General features: G+C 37.9%; 20 protein-coding genes. 9 read left to right on the top strand and 11 right to left on the bottom strand.

All coding sequences use genetic code 11. From position 1 onward, the window contains the following. Positions 1-15: 15 nt before the first annotated feature. Positions 16-573, bottom strand: a complete 558-nt coding sequence (locus ACQKMR_RS02740; protein WP_201181790.1) for a phosphatidylglycerophosphatase A family protein — start codon at positions 571-573, stop codon at positions 16-18. Between the two features lie 188 nt (positions 574-761). Here ACQKMR_RS02740 and ACQKMR_RS02735 point away from each other — a divergent pair, with 188 nt between their 5' ends. The 5 genes from ACQKMR_RS02735 (at position 762) to ACQKMR_RS02715 (ending at position 3,667) form a co-directional block, all read left to right on the top strand. Further along, positions 762-1,484 (top strand): alpha/beta hydrolase, encoded by a 723-nt coding sequence (locus ACQKMR_RS02735; protein ID WP_053345028.1) that lies wholly within the window; start codon positions 762-764, stop codon positions 1,482-1,484. 91 nt (positions 1,485-1,575) lie between these two features. After that, positions 1,576-2,091, top strand: a complete 516-nt coding sequence (locus ACQKMR_RS02730) for a YjcG family protein (RefSeq protein WP_427695915.1) — start codon at positions 1,576-1,578, stop codon at positions 2,089-2,091. Between the two features lie 4 nt (positions 2,092-2,095). Next, positions 2,096-2,524 carry a GNAT family N-acetyltransferase gene (locus tag ACQKMR_RS02725; RefSeq protein WP_427695914.1) on the top strand — a complete coding sequence of 143 codons (429 nt, stop codon included), beginning with the start codon at positions 2,096-2,098 and terminating at the stop codon, positions 2,522-2,524. A gap of 159 nt (positions 2,525-2,683) precedes the next feature. Next, positions 2,684-2,947 carry a hypothetical protein gene (locus ACQKMR_RS02720; protein ID WP_427695913.1) on the top strand — a complete coding sequence of 88 codons (264 nt, stop codon included), beginning with the start codon at positions 2,684-2,686 and terminating at the stop codon, positions 2,945-2,947. Positions 2,948-3,181: 234 nt separating this feature from the next. Beyond that, on the top strand, positions 3,182-3,667 hold the full coding sequence (locus ACQKMR_RS02715; protein ID WP_427695912.1) for a spore coat protein: 486 nt from the start codon (positions 3,182-3,184) through the stop codon (positions 3,665-3,667). Between the two features lie 50 nt (positions 3,668-3,717). On the opposite strand, the gene ACQKMR_RS02710 is transcribed toward ACQKMR_RS02715, so the two are convergent. After that, positions 3,718-4,014 (bottom strand): hypothetical protein, encoded by a 297-nt coding sequence (locus tag ACQKMR_RS02710; RefSeq protein ID WP_427695911.1) that lies wholly within the window; start codon positions 4,012-4,014, stop codon positions 3,718-3,720. Positions 4,015-4,156: 142 nt separating this feature from the next. Between ACQKMR_RS02710 and ACQKMR_RS02705 the strand changes: the two genes are divergently transcribed. Further along, on the top strand, positions 4,157-6,430 hold the full coding sequence (locus ACQKMR_RS02705; protein ID WP_427695910.1) for an ATP-dependent helicase: 2,274 nt from the start codon (positions 4,157-4,159) through the stop codon (positions 6,428-6,430). Positions 6,431-6,507: 77 nt separating this feature from the next. Here ACQKMR_RS02705 and ACQKMR_RS02700 read toward each other — a convergent pair whose 3' ends face one another. The 9 genes from ACQKMR_RS02700 to ACQKMR_RS02660 form a co-directional block, all read right to left on the bottom strand. After that, positions 6,508-6,762, bottom strand: coding sequence for a stage VI sporulation protein F (locus ACQKMR_RS02700; RefSeq protein ID WP_427695909.1), 255 nt, complete (start codon positions 6,760-6,762; stop codon positions 6,508-6,510). A gap of 118 nt (positions 6,763-6,880) precedes the next feature. Next, the gene (locus ACQKMR_RS02695; RefSeq protein WP_201221655.1) at positions 6,881-7,033 is read right to left on the bottom strand and encodes a YjcZ family sporulation protein; all 153 of its coding nucleotides are present in this window, start codon (positions 7,031-7,033) and stop codon (positions 6,881-6,883) included. A 105-nt stretch (positions 7,034-7,138) separates the two neighbouring features. Beyond that, complete coding sequence (gene spoVAE, locus ACQKMR_RS02690; RefSeq protein ID WP_427695908.1) at positions 7,139-7,495, bottom strand: stage V sporulation protein AE; 357 nt, start codon at positions 7,493-7,495, stop codon at positions 7,139-7,141. 16 nt (positions 7,496-7,511) lie between these two features. Then, on the bottom strand, positions 7,512-8,537 hold the full coding sequence (spoVAD, locus tag ACQKMR_RS02685; protein ID WP_427695907.1) for a stage V sporulation protein AD: 1,026 nt from the start codon (positions 8,535-8,537) through the stop codon (positions 7,512-7,514). 3 nt (positions 8,538-8,540) lie between these two features. Beyond that, positions 8,541-9,011 carry a stage V sporulation protein AC gene (spoVAC, locus tag ACQKMR_RS02680; RefSeq protein ID WP_427695906.1) on the bottom strand — a complete coding sequence of 157 codons (471 nt, stop codon included), beginning with the start codon at positions 9,009-9,011 and terminating at the stop codon, positions 8,541-8,543. Between the two features lie 18 nt (positions 9,012-9,029). Continuing rightward, on the bottom strand, positions 9,030-9,527 hold the full coding sequence (locus ACQKMR_RS02675) for a YhcN/YlaJ family sporulation lipoprotein (RefSeq protein WP_427695905.1): 498 nt from the start codon (positions 9,525-9,527) through the stop codon (positions 9,030-9,032). 295 nt (positions 9,528-9,822) lie between these two features. Further along, positions 9,823-10,188 (bottom strand): DUF1360 domain-containing protein, encoded by a 366-nt coding sequence (locus ACQKMR_RS02670; protein ID WP_427695904.1) that lies wholly within the window; start codon positions 10,186-10,188, stop codon positions 9,823-9,825. Between the two features lie 14 nt (positions 10,189-10,202). Beyond that, positions 10,203-10,784 (bottom strand): hypothetical protein, encoded by a 582-nt coding sequence (locus tag ACQKMR_RS02665; RefSeq protein ID WP_427695903.1) that lies wholly within the window; start codon positions 10,782-10,784, stop codon positions 10,203-10,205. Positions 10,785-10,795: 11 nt separating this feature from the next. Beyond that, entirely contained in the window at positions 10,796-11,110 is a 315-nt protein-coding gene (locus ACQKMR_RS02660; protein WP_427695902.1) for a hypothetical protein, read from the bottom strand. A 229-nt stretch (positions 11,111-11,339) separates the two neighbouring features. On the opposite strand from ACQKMR_RS02660, the gene ACQKMR_RS02655 reads away from it, so the two are divergent. Genes ACQKMR_RS02655 through ACQKMR_RS02645 form a run of 3 tightly spaced genes read left to right on the top strand, consistent with a single transcriptional unit; the run spans position 11,340 to position 15,140 of the window. Next, complete coding sequence (locus tag ACQKMR_RS02655; protein ID WP_427695901.1) at positions 11,340-12,473, top strand: GerAB/ArcD/ProY family transporter; 1,134 nt, start codon at positions 11,340-11,342, stop codon at positions 12,471-12,473. Beyond that, the gene (locus tag ACQKMR_RS02650; RefSeq protein ID WP_427695900.1) at positions 12,433-13,956 is read left to right on the top strand and encodes a spore germination protein; all 1,524 of its coding nucleotides are present in this window, start codon (positions 12,433-12,435) and stop codon (positions 13,954-13,956) included. Before ACQKMR_RS02655 ends, ACQKMR_RS02650 begins: the two co-directional genes overlap by 41 nt. Then, positions 13,953-15,140 (top strand): Ger(x)C family spore germination protein, encoded by a 1,188-nt coding sequence (locus ACQKMR_RS02645; protein ID WP_427695899.1) that lies wholly within the window; start codon positions 13,953-13,955, stop codon positions 15,138-15,140. Before ACQKMR_RS02650 ends, ACQKMR_RS02645 begins: the two co-directional genes overlap by 4 nt. Positions 15,141-15,155: the final 15 nt, after the last annotated feature.

Genomic DNA, 15,155 nt, shown 5'->3' with positions numbered 1-15,155 from the left:
TTATTTCATAAAAATTTAACCGATTAATTCTTCCTCTTCCTGAATGTCCTTTTCCTTTTCAGTTAATGATTCTTCTTCATCTCTTAGACGATGGGCTAATCTTGAAGCGGCACTCGCAGCAATACTGGCAACGATATCATCCAGGAAAGTATGCACTACTCCTTCTTGCTTCTTATCCAGTTCGTGAATGACACCTATTTTATTTTTATCTAAATGTCCAAAGGTTGTTACAGCAATGCTTCCGTAGCCTAGTACTGCACCAAAGGCAATTGTTTCATCCACTCCGAACAAGCCTTCATCCGATTCAACAATTGATTGCAGTGGTTCTGATAACTTCTTTTGCTCAGCAAGCTTATCAAGTTCCACACCTACTAAAATAGCATGTTGAATTTCCCTTTTTAAAAGAACTCGCTCTACGCTGCGAATGCATTCCTCCAATTTCAAATCAGCTTTGTAAGGGAACTGCAATTCATAAACAATTTCTGCAATGGCTTCCACACTGACACCACGTTCTATTAATGTTTGCTTAGCCGCTCTTGTTACTTCCCTGCTGTGTACGTGTACATCTGTCATTTCTCTGCCACCTCTTTTTTTGTAATATTTTTCTATATCCTTACATTATAGCATTTTATATTTTAAATTTTTAGAAAATATAATGAAATTTTTCTATTTGAAATTCAAGTCACGAGAAAAAGATACGAAGCTGTGATAAAATAGCCAAGTAAGTAGTTTTTCATTATTAATTATAGAGGTGCGGAAGAATGAGTTTACGCAAAGGCACGATAAAAGAGTACATGTTTAAAAGTGAAGCTTTAGCAGAAGAATTGGAGCTACTTGTTTACTTGCCTGCTAATTTTTCTCCACTATATAAATATTCGCTTGTTATTGCTCAGGATGGCCGTGATTACTTTCAGATGGGACGGATTGGTCGCGTAGCGGATGAACTATTAGGGAACGATGAAATTGAGAATATCATCGTTGTTGGTATTCCTTATAAAGATCGATTTGACCGCAGGCGTAAATATCATCCAGATGGGGAACAGCACGTTGAATACATACGTTTTCTCGCCCATGAACTTGTTCCATTTTTAGATGATGAATTTCCAACCTATCAAATGGGACATGGTCGTGCTTTAATCGGTGACTCTCTTGGTGGCACTGTTTCTTTATTAGCTGCTCTGCAATATCCTCATACATTTGGGAAGTGCATCATGCAGTCTCCGCTTGCCAATGAAGCAGTTTTGGATGCTGTCCGTAATTTTGAGAATCCGCATCTCCTAGAGCTTTATCATGTAATTGGGACCGAGGAAACCGATGTTCCCACGACAGATGGAAATCGGGCAAACTTTATAGAACCTAACCGGGAATTGCATAAATTGTTAAATCAAAAAGGATTTCCTTGCTTCTATGAAGAATTTGAAGGTAATCATACCTGGAAGTATTGGCAGGCAGATTTAAAAAGAGCACTATTGGAAATGTTCTAACAAAACTAGAAACCCTTCTTTTAAGAAAGGTTCAATAAAGCATTTCCAAATACAATATTACAACTATTAAAAATTTCAGGAGGTTACAATTATGAAATATGGTGTTGCAATTTTCCCTTCAAAAAAACTTCAAGATTTAGCTAACTCCTATCGAAAACGTTATGATACGAAGTACGCTTTCATTCCACCACATATTACGCTTAAACAAACGTTTGAAGCTACAGATATGGAAATTTCTACAGTTGCAGAACAATTAAAAGACATTGCAAAAAAATACCAGCCTTTTAAGTTAAATGTAACGAAAGCGAAGTCTTTCCAACCCGTGAGCAATACAATTTATTTTAAAGTCGAATTATCCGAGGAACTTCAAGAGCTGCATGTAGCCCTTCACGATGAGAAATTTTGCAAAAGTGAAAGTGAATATGCCTTTGTTCCGCACATTACGATTGCTCAGGATTTATCCGATAATGAGCACTCTGATGTTTTAGGCCAACTTAGTATGCTAGATGTTAGCCATGAAGAAGAAGTAAAGCGAATCCACTTATTGTACCAGCTTGAAGATGGGGCATGGACCGTATATGAAACATTTAGATTAGGAGCTGAATAATTACGTGTTTGTAAAAATTGCCGAAAACACCCAAGAGCGTGAATATGCTTATATGATTAGAAAAAAAGTATTTGTCGATGAACAAAATGTCCCAATTGAGGAAGAGATTGATCAATATGAAGAAGACTCCACTCACTTCGTTTTATATAATGAACAAGAACAGCCGATTGGGGCCGGGAGATTCAGGGGCATTGACGGTGTTGGTAAGGTCCAGCGCATATGTGTACTTTCAACAGCGCGAAAAAATGGGGCTGGTGCTATGATTATGAGTGCTATTGAGGAATTTGCCAAACAAAATAAAATTCCTCAATTAAAGCTTGATGCTCAGCTACACGCGATTCCTTTTTATTCGAAACTAGGTTATCAGATTGTTTCCGACGAATTTATGGACGCTGGCATACCCCATAAAACGATGAAGAAAAACATTTTATGATATAAAAACGCTGTCCTTTCAGTTTTCTGATTGGACAGCGTTTTTTTGTTCGTTCATGATCTTAAATTATCGTTTTATAAAAAAACCATTTCTGTTCAATGGCAATCTCCGCAAAAATACATAGACTATATATAGAAAGTACGAAGGAGGGAAAATTTTATGAGTAACAATGATTTTAACCTGGAGGAGTCTCAAAAAAGACTAATGGAACTGCTCGTTTCACGGACTATGAGAAAACATGGTTTTAAAAAGGAAAAAGTTGACTTGTCTGAAAAAGAGAAAAGCAACTTAAGAGAAACCGTTCGTTATTTACAAGAGCAATCGCAAAAAATCATAAACCAAGAAAAGAACATCACGGAAAAAGATGTTAATCCAATTACAAATTCTATTCACAACAAATTGACGGATTCCAAAGATAAATGATCACCATATCACCTAATCAAACCTTACTTGTTGGCGAGAATTAAGTAAAACTAGACCTAGCAGCACATACATTTCATTCCTAAAGTTCCAGCTTCATTATTATTTCATCCCCGCCTTACTAATACTTTGCTTAAATATTAAAAAATAGACGAATGAATTGATTTATTCGTCCAACCAGATTAACCATCCAAGCATATTTTAATAGGGAATAAAACCTAAGGAGGAAAAAACGACATGAACCAAAATGTATATCGCAGCAACTGTAACACTCATGAAGACTCTGAAAGATCATGGTCGGCTCTAGATTCCGCTTCACGCCACCCCTTAACAGGATTCTGCAACGAAGAAACCGAGATTGAACAAGAGGCAAGACAGGAGAATTCTCAACTTCAACTTACTGAAGAACTAATTTACATTAAAGATTCTTGTAATGTAAATGTTACTTCTACAGATGTTAAAGCGGCACTTTCATTACAAACGGCTCTACAAGCAGCAATTGCGGTCATCGTAAGTATTTCCATTGCAGATTCTGAACATGCTGATCGAATTACCCAAGAGTTAATTCAATCTTCTAGTGTAAGACAAATTACACGCCAAAAAACGATTGTTGAAAACAGCCGTGATATCGATATTACAACAACTGATGCAGATATCGCTATTAACATCCAACTTTTACTGCAATTGTTATTAGCTTTAATTGTAGAAATAGACATTCTTTAAGAAAGAACAAAAAGGACACTTACGTGTCCTCTTTTGTTTTTATTCAAGATTTACACTACTTCGTTAAAATCCCCCCCTATTCCTGTTATTTCAGCCGTTAGTTCTTCTTTCTTCCTCATCCCGATTTGAATCTTATAAGTTTCTGCTCCATTTGTTCTTTCCTTGTTTCGGTAATGATCTTGGTGATTTCTTTCAAAACGTCCCGTTTCTTCTTCCAAAACTTGATTAAGACGGATAGGTTGAATGGGTGCTGTTCCTTTAACAATTCTTACATTCTCTGCAGCCCTGACTGTCCGGTTGGCGTATTGAATATAATCAAATTGTGTTACAGGTGCTATGTATCCCAATGTTATCCCTCCTAAGAAATGATGTTATTTACGTACCCCGCTGGGATGATATCGAAACATCATTTTCACATTCTTATTTTACTAATCTTCTGGTATGATGAATATTGTCGATATTTTTAATAGATTAGAGGTATCCATTTATATGAATCAAGCAAAATCTGGCAATGAAATCGTACATCTACATACTGTTTCAGCTGGTGAGCTGCAGACACTTTTTGAAAAAGGAAAACGTGATCAGCTTTCTTGTATCATTTGTCATAAACCAGTGAAATTATTTATCGGGATCCATGAGACACCCTATTTTTATCATAGAGACCCTTCACTTACAGACTGTGAAGTGCCCAATTTGGAACCAATAAACGAAGATAAACCATTAGAATATATGGAACAGAATGGGTTTAATATTCCTAAATCACGGACCATTACTGAAACGAAAATAATTACTGAACCTTACCTAAAAAGCCGGACTATTACAGGTAACCCGTCTTATACAGATAAACCTTCTATCCTGGAACAATTAGAAGACCCTTACTTTCAAGAATTATCCGCACGAGGAGTAGTACTCGATTCGGAGCAATTAAAAGCAGCAATGACGATTGATGGACCACTTCTTGTCCTATCGGGAGCAGGCAGCGGAAAAACTCGGGTATTAACTGTTCGGACTGCTTATATGCTAACGGTAAAAAAGATCGATCCAAAAAGTATCATGCTAGTAACCTTTACAGCGAAATCCGCTAAGGAAATGCAACAGCGCCTGCTCAGCTACCCTTATATGACTCCTTCCCTTGTTTCTCAAATCGTTAGTGGTACCTTCCATAGTATCTTTTATAAAATACTGATTTTCCATGAGCCAACCAAATGGCAACGGGATTTACTATTAAAGTGGGATTGGGAGAAAGAAAAAATATTGAAACAGGCTGGTCGGGAATTGGAACTCGATGATAAGGAATTTGCATATGATCAAGCTCTTCAGCAAATTGGTCTTTGGAAAAACTCATTAGTTTTTCCAGACGATATCAAACCGAAAGACGAATGGGAGAAATCCTGTCTATTTTTATATAGGAATTACGAAGAATATAAAGAGCAAACAGGAAAATACGATTTTGATGACATGCTTGTAGGCTGTTATATATTTTTTAAAAATCACCCAGAATTTTTAAAAAAGTATCAGCAAAGGTTTCACTATTTTTTAGTTGATGAGTTTCAGGATATAAATAAAGTTCAATATGAACTGATAAAACTCCTTTCGGCTGAATCAAAAAATGTTTGTGTAGTCGGAGATGACGATCAAGCCATCTATTCATTCCGTGGGAGTGATCCGAAATATATTCTAAATTTCAATTACGATTTCCCTGGTTCTCAAGTTGTAAAACTAACCGAAAATTACCGGTCTTCCCATGAAATTGTCGCTACAGCCAACCGGATGATTAAGCGAAATCAGCACAGAATGGAAAAAAAGATGCGTGCACAGCATAATCATGGCAATCCTCCTGTGTTATTTTATCCTCATGATGAGGAATTAGAGGCCACGATGATTGTATCCGATATCCAGGAAAAAATCGCCAAAGGAGCAAATCCTGGTGATTTTGCGGTTTTGTACAGAACACATACAATGTCGCGGGCCATTTTTGAAAGACTAGCAACTTCCAACCTGCCCTTTGTAATTGAAAAAGATGCGGATTCGTTTTATCAGCGCCGAGTAATTCGAGGTATGCTTGCCTTCATGCGTTTGAGTCTGTTTCCTCAGGATAGTAAGGCAGCATCGGATGTCCTTTCTTCATTATTTTTAAAGCAAAGTATACTTCAAGAATTAAAAGCACAGACGATACTGCAGGATTGTGATTTTATTGATGCATTTGCTTTTGTTAAAACGGGACATGCTTTTCAGGAACGGAAATTAAAGACGATTCCGGCACAAATACGTTCTATAAAAAGTATGTCACCGCTCGTAGCATTAGAAATCATAGAGAAAGATTTAGGGTATCAAGAATATGTAAAAAAACGCGGAAATGAAGCCAATCTTGAAAAAGGCTCGGATGATATCCGCGACCTAAAAGTGGCTGCAAACCGTTTTCCTACCGTCGCTTCCTTCCTGGACCATGTCGACCATATGACAGCCATGGTCCAAGAGGTTAAACAGCTGTCAAAACATTTTAAAGATGCCATACAGCTAACGACCATACACCGTTCCAAAGGGCTTGAATATCAATCAGTTTACGTTCTTGCTGCTGTCGATGGCAGCATTCCCCATGACTTTGCGCTTGAATCATACCGGAAAGGGGAACTTGCCCCTCTTGAAGAGGAAAGACGATTGCTCTATGTAGCAGCAACCCGGGCGAGAAAGGATCTTTACCTTTCCGTCCTGCAAACTAGACGTGGACGAACTGCCCACCCTTCACGATTCTTAAAGTTTTGACCCAAAGTAAAATCATAGATCACCTGTAACTAGATATTAAAACGGGGGGCTGCATTTACGCAGTCCCCTGTTTTTGATTATTTTTTATTTATCATATTAGAAATCGTCCCGAAATCCAGTTTATTCCCTTCAGCTATGATGGAGTGAACAATTTTATCCTCCATTTCCTTAGTTACAGGTTTATTAGCTATTTTCGAAACACGTTTAATAACGCTCCTTACAGTTGATTCATCTTTAAAATTGGCACCTTGTAATGAGTTTGCCAACTCTAATACATCTTTCATATTTACGCCCGTTTTACCTTCTATGTTTTTAAACAAGTTATTATCCATGCCTAAGCCCCTCCTTTTCTGTACCTATCCTATGGAAGTATCAGAAAAATGGTGCAAGGATTATGTAAATATAAATAAAAAGAAATGGAATAGGCTTCTTCTGCCTATTCCATTTCTTTTAGCAGAAAGAAGCCCCTACAATGATTAATAGGATAAACAAAACAACGATTACAACAAAGGTAGATCCACCGCTGAAACCGCCGCCATATCCATAACCGCCACCGCCACAACATCCGCCGTATCCGCCGCCGTAGCCACCGAAACCAAACATACTCATTCACCTCGCTCTCGCTTAGCTTACTGATAACATATGTAGGTCAGGACAAATAGGTATAGGCCATGTCCTAGTCCAGGCTGCCTATTTCAAACTGAAACTTTATCCTTTAGGTCTAAAGACTAAGGCACCTATAAATCCAAAGATGATGGCTGCTGAGATACCGGAACTCGTGATTTCAAACATACCGGTAAGTACGCCAACGAGCCCATGTTTATCCGCTTCTTGCAAGGCACCGCCTACAAGCGAGTTCCCAAACGAAACGATTGGTATGGTAGCTCCTGCCCCCGCAAAATCAACAAGCGGTTCATATAATTCAAATCCCCCAAGTACAGCTCCTATTACAACAAACAAGCTTAACGTATGTGCTGGTGTCAGCTTAGCCACATCGAAAAGAAGCTGGCCGACTACACAAATCAAGCCCCCGATGACAAAGGCCCAAAAAAACATTGCTAACATCCAAATCTCTCCTTTTTCATGAATTCATCCCATACTCAATGGCCACCGCATGGGCAATACATGGAATTGAATCTTTTTGCTGAACAGATAGCGGTGATAATAATGCTCCTGTAGCAACAAGCAGGATTTTTTTATATTTACCCTGAATCATTTCATTAAGTATATGGCCATACAAAACCACTGCTGAACAGCCTGCGCCACTACCGCCTGCCATAACAGGCTGGTCCTTTTTAAAAATCATCAAACCGCAATCTTTGAATTTTTCCTGATTGATCTTGCAGCCTTTCTGCTTTAATAGATCTATCGCCGTTTCCCTGCCTATTTGTCCTAAATCACCTGTAAAGATCAAATCATAATCATCTGGGGTCAGACCCGTATCGTTGAAATGTGCTAAAATCGTATCGACAGCCGCTGGGGCCATTGCTCCTCCCATATTGAAAGGATCTTTCAATCCCATGTCAATGACCTTACCGATAGTGGCTGAAACAATATGGGGAAATACCCCTTGTTTGCTTCCATTTGGAGCAACCAGCGCTACCCCTGCCCCTGTTATCGTCCACTGAGCTGTGGGTGGTTTTTGCCCTCCATACTCAGTCGGATAGCGGAATTGCCTTTCAACAGCTGCATTATGGCTTGAAGCCCCCGTTAACACATAGTTCGCCCCTCCATAATTGGTTATGAAGGCCGATAGTGCAAGCCCCTCCATTGAAGTAGAGCAGGCGCCAAACAGACCGAAGTATGGAATGCCATTTGTTCTTGCCGCAAAACTTGTGGGTGTAATCTGATTGATTAAATCCCCCGCCAAGAAAAATTGCACCTGTTCCTTGTTAATCTTACCTTTCTCCAATGCGAGCTCCACCGCTTTCTCCATCAAATGACGATGAGCCTTCTCATACGAATCCTGCTCTATCCATAAATCACTGTACAGGATATCGAAATCTCCGGCGATTTCTCCATTTGCCTCAAAAGGCCCACCGGTTACCCCTGTTTCCAAAATGACCGGTTTATTGGCGAACGTCCATGTTTGTTTTCCCTTTAACACCGCTTAGCCCCCAATCATTTGATAAATTGTTTTAATCAACGCCACGACAAAAGCTGAAAATACACCAAATAGAATCACCGATCCGGCCAATTTAAACATATTGGAACCAACACCAAGAACAAATCCTTCCGTCCGGTGTTCGATTGCTGCTGAAATAACTGCGTTACCGAAGCCAGTTACGGGGACGGCACTCCCTGCTCCCCCAAACTGCCCGATGCGGTCGTAAAATCCGAAGCCAGTCATTAAAAGTGCAAGAAACACCATGGTCGCGGTCGTTGGGCTCCCGGATGTCTGTTCCGTAAAGTTGAAAAAGTAAATATAAAAGTAAGAAATGGCTTGTCCTACTAAACAGAAAATACCGCCTACTAAAAAAGCTTTTAAACAATTCTTCAGGATCGGTCTTTTTATTTCATGCTTCCCTTGAAGCTGTTTATAAGCCTCCTGCTGGGACGTTGTGTTCTCCTTGCTGCTCATATTGAGAAACCTCTCTTTCTAAATTAATTCTTTTTGAAGTGCTTCAATTTCCTTAAACTTCTTTATTGCCTTTTTCTCAGGAACCTCTTTTTCCTTAAGAAACTCATTCAATCTTAAAGATTCTAGAAAGATTTTATAATCGCTCGAAACGATAAAATCGTACTTTGGAAACTTTTCTTCCAATTTTCCAGTCACATCCTTTTCAATTTTTTTCATATGAAAACGTTGCAAGTGCTTGACTTTATAAGCGACGATAATCTTTTTTCCATTTTTCACCACGATTACATCATAGATGGTGTCTTCGTTGGCTACTGTCTCCTTGACCTTTGAAATGAGTCCTTTTTCATCCTCTTCATCCATTCCATTAATGATATCCATCGGTTCAGGATTCGTGCGCTTAATTAACGCTAGGTTTTCTGTTTTTCCGTCTCCTTTACTGCTACAGGCTGTCAGCAAACACACAACAACTGCAAAAACCATCCAGATAACATATAAATATCTACCTCGTCTGAACATAGAATCACATCCTAATTTATTGTTCTATTATTATTTTCTTGTTTAACGGTTTTTTTATGAATGGTAGGATTAGGAAATAAAAAAACCTTCCCATTTCGGAAAGGTTTTTTTTCATTCAATTGCCCTTATTTTTATTATTTTTATTATTGCAGCCACAGTCTTTTTTTATTTTGACGTTTTGTTCCTTTTTCATCGGTTTTGCATACGTCCATGGACTTTGTTTGTTATTCAATTGTGACCCCCCCCTTTGCTCTCTATACCATACTATATGATTGAAGAGACAAGTTGTTTCCAATCAAATGTCCAAAATTCTGCTGATTATAACCTCTAAGATTGACCCTACTGCAGCAACTGCGAGGATTAAAATCAGAACTTCGCCTATAAACAACTGTTGTAGATAAAGCAAGACCAGAAATAGACTGACCCAGATACCCACACACCAAAAGCAGCTTAGCAATTGTCCAAACCAGCCAAGCAAGCCCTTTTCCTTAGGAATTAAATAAATCTCCACATCACCCTTTTCATTCTTTTCTTCTATCTCTTTAAAAAAAGGACGGCGCAAAGGTTCAATAATTTTATCGAAAACAATTAAGCGTGTCAGCCTAAATGAAGCTAAACCTAATAGAAGTACTAAGGTGAACTCATGCTGTGAGAGAAACATTCCATTCTGCTCCTTCACTTGGATTCTTCAATAATTTTGGCATCAATAATATCCGAGAGACCGACAACGCGAATATGATTTCCTCTTTTAATTTTCACTGATTCCCCCCTCATTCCCAGCACCTGAAATTTGAGCGTTTCTCCCTTAATAACCGCCTCACATAACGGCTTTGGATAACCTTGATGTTTGGATAGTCGGGTTATAATTTCGCTTGAGGATTCCTTTTTCTCCACCTTTTTCTTTTTCTTCTTTACAACCTTTGCTGCTTCCTTTTCCTTTTCTTCTTGTACAGGAAGTTCCGTTTGCTCAACTGAAGACTGCTCTTGCTCTGGAACATATTCATCAGTAATTTTTTTAATAGCCCTAATTTCTGATTCAATTTCTTTCATAGCATCTAATACTCCAAATTCCCGTTTGATTTTTTCTATTTTCTCTTCTTTATCCTCCGTTTCCACAGGTTCATGCTCTACGGTTTCTTGATGTGTACCTTTTTTCGTTCGGTAATCAGTTTGCATATTCCCTCGTTGATCCGATATCTTAGCCTGATTGACATATAAAAGGGGTTTGGAGTCCTTATCGCTTTTATTCTCTGACATGCAAATCCTCCTTAATATTTCAGAATATCCACAGACTGCAGCTGCTCTATATGGTATTGAACAACCTTTTTACCAAATTTATGCCTAATAAAAAGACTGGATTCTTTTTTATGTTCCAACTTACCAAACATTGTACGACCATTGATGATGAACTTACAAACAGGTTTAGGTGCAAAGGCTGGAAGTCGGGACAATAACTCCACCATTTCTTCAGTACTAAACGAAGTGGTGAAGTTTTCTCTATTCAAATTTATTTGGCTCATCAGAGTATTATGTACTGTTTGCTTTCCAACAGTACAAGGCAGACGATCCTTTTTCACGTCCATGATGTCCTCCTCCTTTTCTCATCGACCCAATAAGGTAGAAAACAGGATTCTGCTGATTCTCCCCTAACTATGAATACCTGCTCTATGTATCAACTATATGAAATTCACTCTTTTTTATGCTGGTGTTGTGCCCTCCACCTAAAAAAGGGACACTCATTAAAACTTGGATAAGCTGGGGGTTAATGGAGTAACCTAAAAAAATAATGGCTGTTAAAGGAGTATATTATATATGGTTAAAAATGGTAAAATTTCAACCGTGCAACTATCTTTAATCGTAATGACTGCTATCGGACTGAAAAACCATGTAACGATTCTTCCTCATTTGTTACAAGCTGCCAAAAGGGATGCGTGGATTTCTGTTCTACTTGCTTTTGGCCTAATTTTGATTTGGTGTTTTCTTTTATTCTATATCCATAAAGCCACAGGCCAGACAAATATATTTGTCTGGGTGGAAAAAAATATTGGGAAGGTAACAGGCAGGATTTTATCCATTACAATGAGCCTCTTTTTCACTTCATTAGCTGCGGTTTCATTGAAAGAGATGGTTGTATGGACAAAGTTATCCTACTTGCCCATAACTCCACCGATTTTTGAAATAATCCTATTTACAGGTTTATGCTACTTCCTTGCCTCAACAAACATACAAACGATTGCTATTGTCAATACGTTCGTATTAACGGCCGTAATCTTGTTTGGTTTTTTTGTGGCAATCACAAATATTCAATTTAAAAATTATTCACTTTTGCAACCAATTCTTGAACATGGCTGGTCTCCTGTTTTTGCAGGTATTATTTATCCTTTGTCTGGGCTTATTGAATTGATCGTGTTTCTCTGTTTGCAGGAAAAAGTTCATGGGAAGTTAAAACTTAAAGTATTTGTTATAAATACCTTTATCCTTACATGGCTTATCCTTGGGCCGCTTATTGGCTCCATTACTGAATTCGGTCCAATCGAAGCTTCAAGACAAAAATACCCTGCCTTTGAGCAATGGGGATTAGTCACCTTAGGAAGATTCATTGAACATCTTGATTTCTTGTCGATTTATCAATGGTTAACAGGAGCTTTTATTCGCGTTTCCTTTTTCCTATTTTTATCACTTGAAGTGCTATCCATTAAAAAAAAGCGGAACAAAACCATATTGCTCATAACCTATTCTATTTTCCTTATCATTTCTAATTCATTTAACTTCAGCGATGTTATTTTATATTTCATTATTAAAACATTCGTTATGCCGATTACATTTTGGTTCTTTTTAGCGGTTTCCATACTTTTAAGTATTTTTGTTTTCTTCAGTAATCGTAGAAAAAGGAGGTCCTCATCCAATGTTCAAAAAAATGAAAAAGCAACCGTCAAAACCGAATAGTAAAGCTGAAAAGTCAGAGAAGTTAATAATAAAAAACGAATCCGATTTAAAAGAAATTTTTCATCGTTCAGAAGATGTATTTTTCCAAAGCAGTTTATATCGTGATGAGTCCCCGATAAAAGTCACATTAATTGGATGTGAAGGGCTTGTCGATACTGAATTATTAAATAATCTTGTATTTGAAAGGCTAACATTATTTTTCCGTAAATATCCAAAAGGAATATTAACTATTAATGACATAAAGGACTCTCTTTATCTTCCTCAACTTACTGATATAAACACCAAGGAAGAGTTGTTCGCAGATATCTATTCTGGGAAATTATTGATTTACTTTGAAGGATACGACTATTTGGTTTCTGCAAACATAGCAAAGCGCCCGCAACGTAATCCAGAGGAAACAACGACAGAAGTAACGATAAAAGGACCGAGAGATAATTTTATTGAAGATTTATCCATCAATGTGGCTTTAATTAGGAAGAGAATGCGTACAAATTCTTTAAGTGTAAAATATTTCGAAGTGGGCAGGCGAACTTTGACTAAAGTCGCTGTTTTATATATGGATGATATCACTGATCCAGATATGGTTCAGCAAATCTCTAAACAGATTGAAGCAATTGATATAGATGGAATATTTGGAGGAAATCAGTTTATGGTGTTAATTGAAGAACAGCCCTCCTCGCTCTTCCCAAGGCATGACTATTCAGGTAAGCCTGAGTTTGCTGTCCAATGCCTATTAAAAGGCAGGATCTTAATTTTAATTGACGGGGTTGCCTATACGATGATCACCCCAATCAACCTTTTTATTGTGTTAAAAACATCGGAAGACAATGAATTCACGTCTGTCTATGCTTCCTTTGAAAGGGCTCTTCGAATTTTTGGCATTTTCATCGCTGCTCTTTTACCAGGTTTTTGGGTAGCTTTAACCACCTTTCATCAAGATCAGCTTCCGTTGATCTTGTTGGCTACCGTTGTCGAGTCCAGAAGAGGATTGCCACTTCCTACCGCAATTGAAGCCATTACGATGGTCACCGTCTTTGAAATATTCAAAGAAGCCGGGATGCGATTACCTACATCGATTGGTCCAACATTAAGTGTATTGGGCGCTTTAATTATTGGGGATGCTGCGATCCGTTCCGGTTTAACAAGTCCTGCCATGCTTGTTGTGATTGCAGGCTCAGCTGTAGCTACTTTTACACTCGTCAATCAATCAATCATTGGGGCCATTAGCTTAATTAGGCTGGTTGCTATTATTTCCGCCTCATTTTTAGGCCTTTTCGCATTCATGCTTTTAGCGCTATTTCTCTGTGCGTATGTGAGTAATATACGAATATTAGGCGTCCCTTATATGGAAGTATCTGCTAATTTAAGTTGGTCCAATGTTGTAAAAACCCTTTTTCGGATTCCTCCATCTATGGATATAAAACGCCCTTCTATCTTTTCTTCTAAAGACCCCACGAAGAAAGGCGATGATGGAAAAAAATGAGATACAGATACAGATTCATTCTAATACTATTATGTTTTTCCGTACTCTCTGGTTGCTGGGATTCAAATGAACCTGAACGACTTGTTTTTGCAAATGGATTAGGGATCGATTATAAAGACGGAAAGGTCGTCATTCACCTTCAAATCATTAATATGAAAGGGCTCGCAAAATCCGAATCAGGTGGAGATCCCAGTTCCCTAAATGCTGCTGATATCGGAAGTGCTACTGGAAATTCTATCGACGAAGCCTTGTTTAACTTATATCACACGTCAGATCGACGTATTTATTGGGGACATCTTTCTTTTGTTATTTTTTCGGAAGAAGCCATTAAAGCTGGCAACTTCAAATATACGGTTGATTTATTGGACCGTTATCGCGAAACACGCTACCGAATTTACTTTTACATGACTAAGAATTCGGTAAAAGACGCCATGCTCATTTCCCCTATCGATAACATTTCCATGGCTTTTTCAAAATTAAGTGATCCAAAGGGTAACTATAATCAAAGCTCTTTTATCCCACCGATAAATTTAAGAGAGATTCTCATTGAGTTGAATGAACCTGCTTATTACGTTTCAATTCCCCAACTAAAAATTACGGAGCAATGGACAGGGCAGAAAGAAAAAAAGAAGAAGGATTTATTAATGGAAAACATTGCTGTCATTTCAGAAAATAAAATAAAAGCCATTCTACCTAAAAAGGTGATGAGAGGTGCAAGATTAGTTAACAAACAATTTGTTCGTGATGAGGTTACCCTTTTCCCTGGAACGAAAAGGAATACGTCAGTTGTTGTGTACGATAAGAAGACTAAGATAACACCCATCGTAGAAAAAAACGGAAAAGTTCGATTTCATGTAAAAATGAAGATTAAAGCAAGTGTTGACATGATGAAAAGAGATATAACACGCAAGGAATATGAAAAAGAATTAATGCGCTCTATCAAGAAAGAAATAAAATACACATATCAATATACACAAAAAAGAGGGCTGGACTTGTTCAGGTTATCGAAAACACTTTATCGAGAGGATATTAAAACTTGGAAGAGGATTGAAACAGGAGGGAGAATCCCTTTAGATGAAGATTCAATTAAGTCTATTAAGATTGAAATAAATCTTCAAGATACCGGAAAACAAACATTAACACCAATCTTTGAGGGACAGAATGATAAAAGTTCAAAAAATTAAAAAGGGGACCTTAAA

This window comes from Peribacillus sp. NPDC096540, from assembly GCF_050278525.1.
GTDB lineage: Bacteria > Bacillota > Bacilli > Bacillales > DSM-1321 > Peribacillus.
The sequence above is the reverse complement of the archived record's forward strand: the minus strand, read 5'-3'. Positions and strand labels throughout refer to the sequence as shown.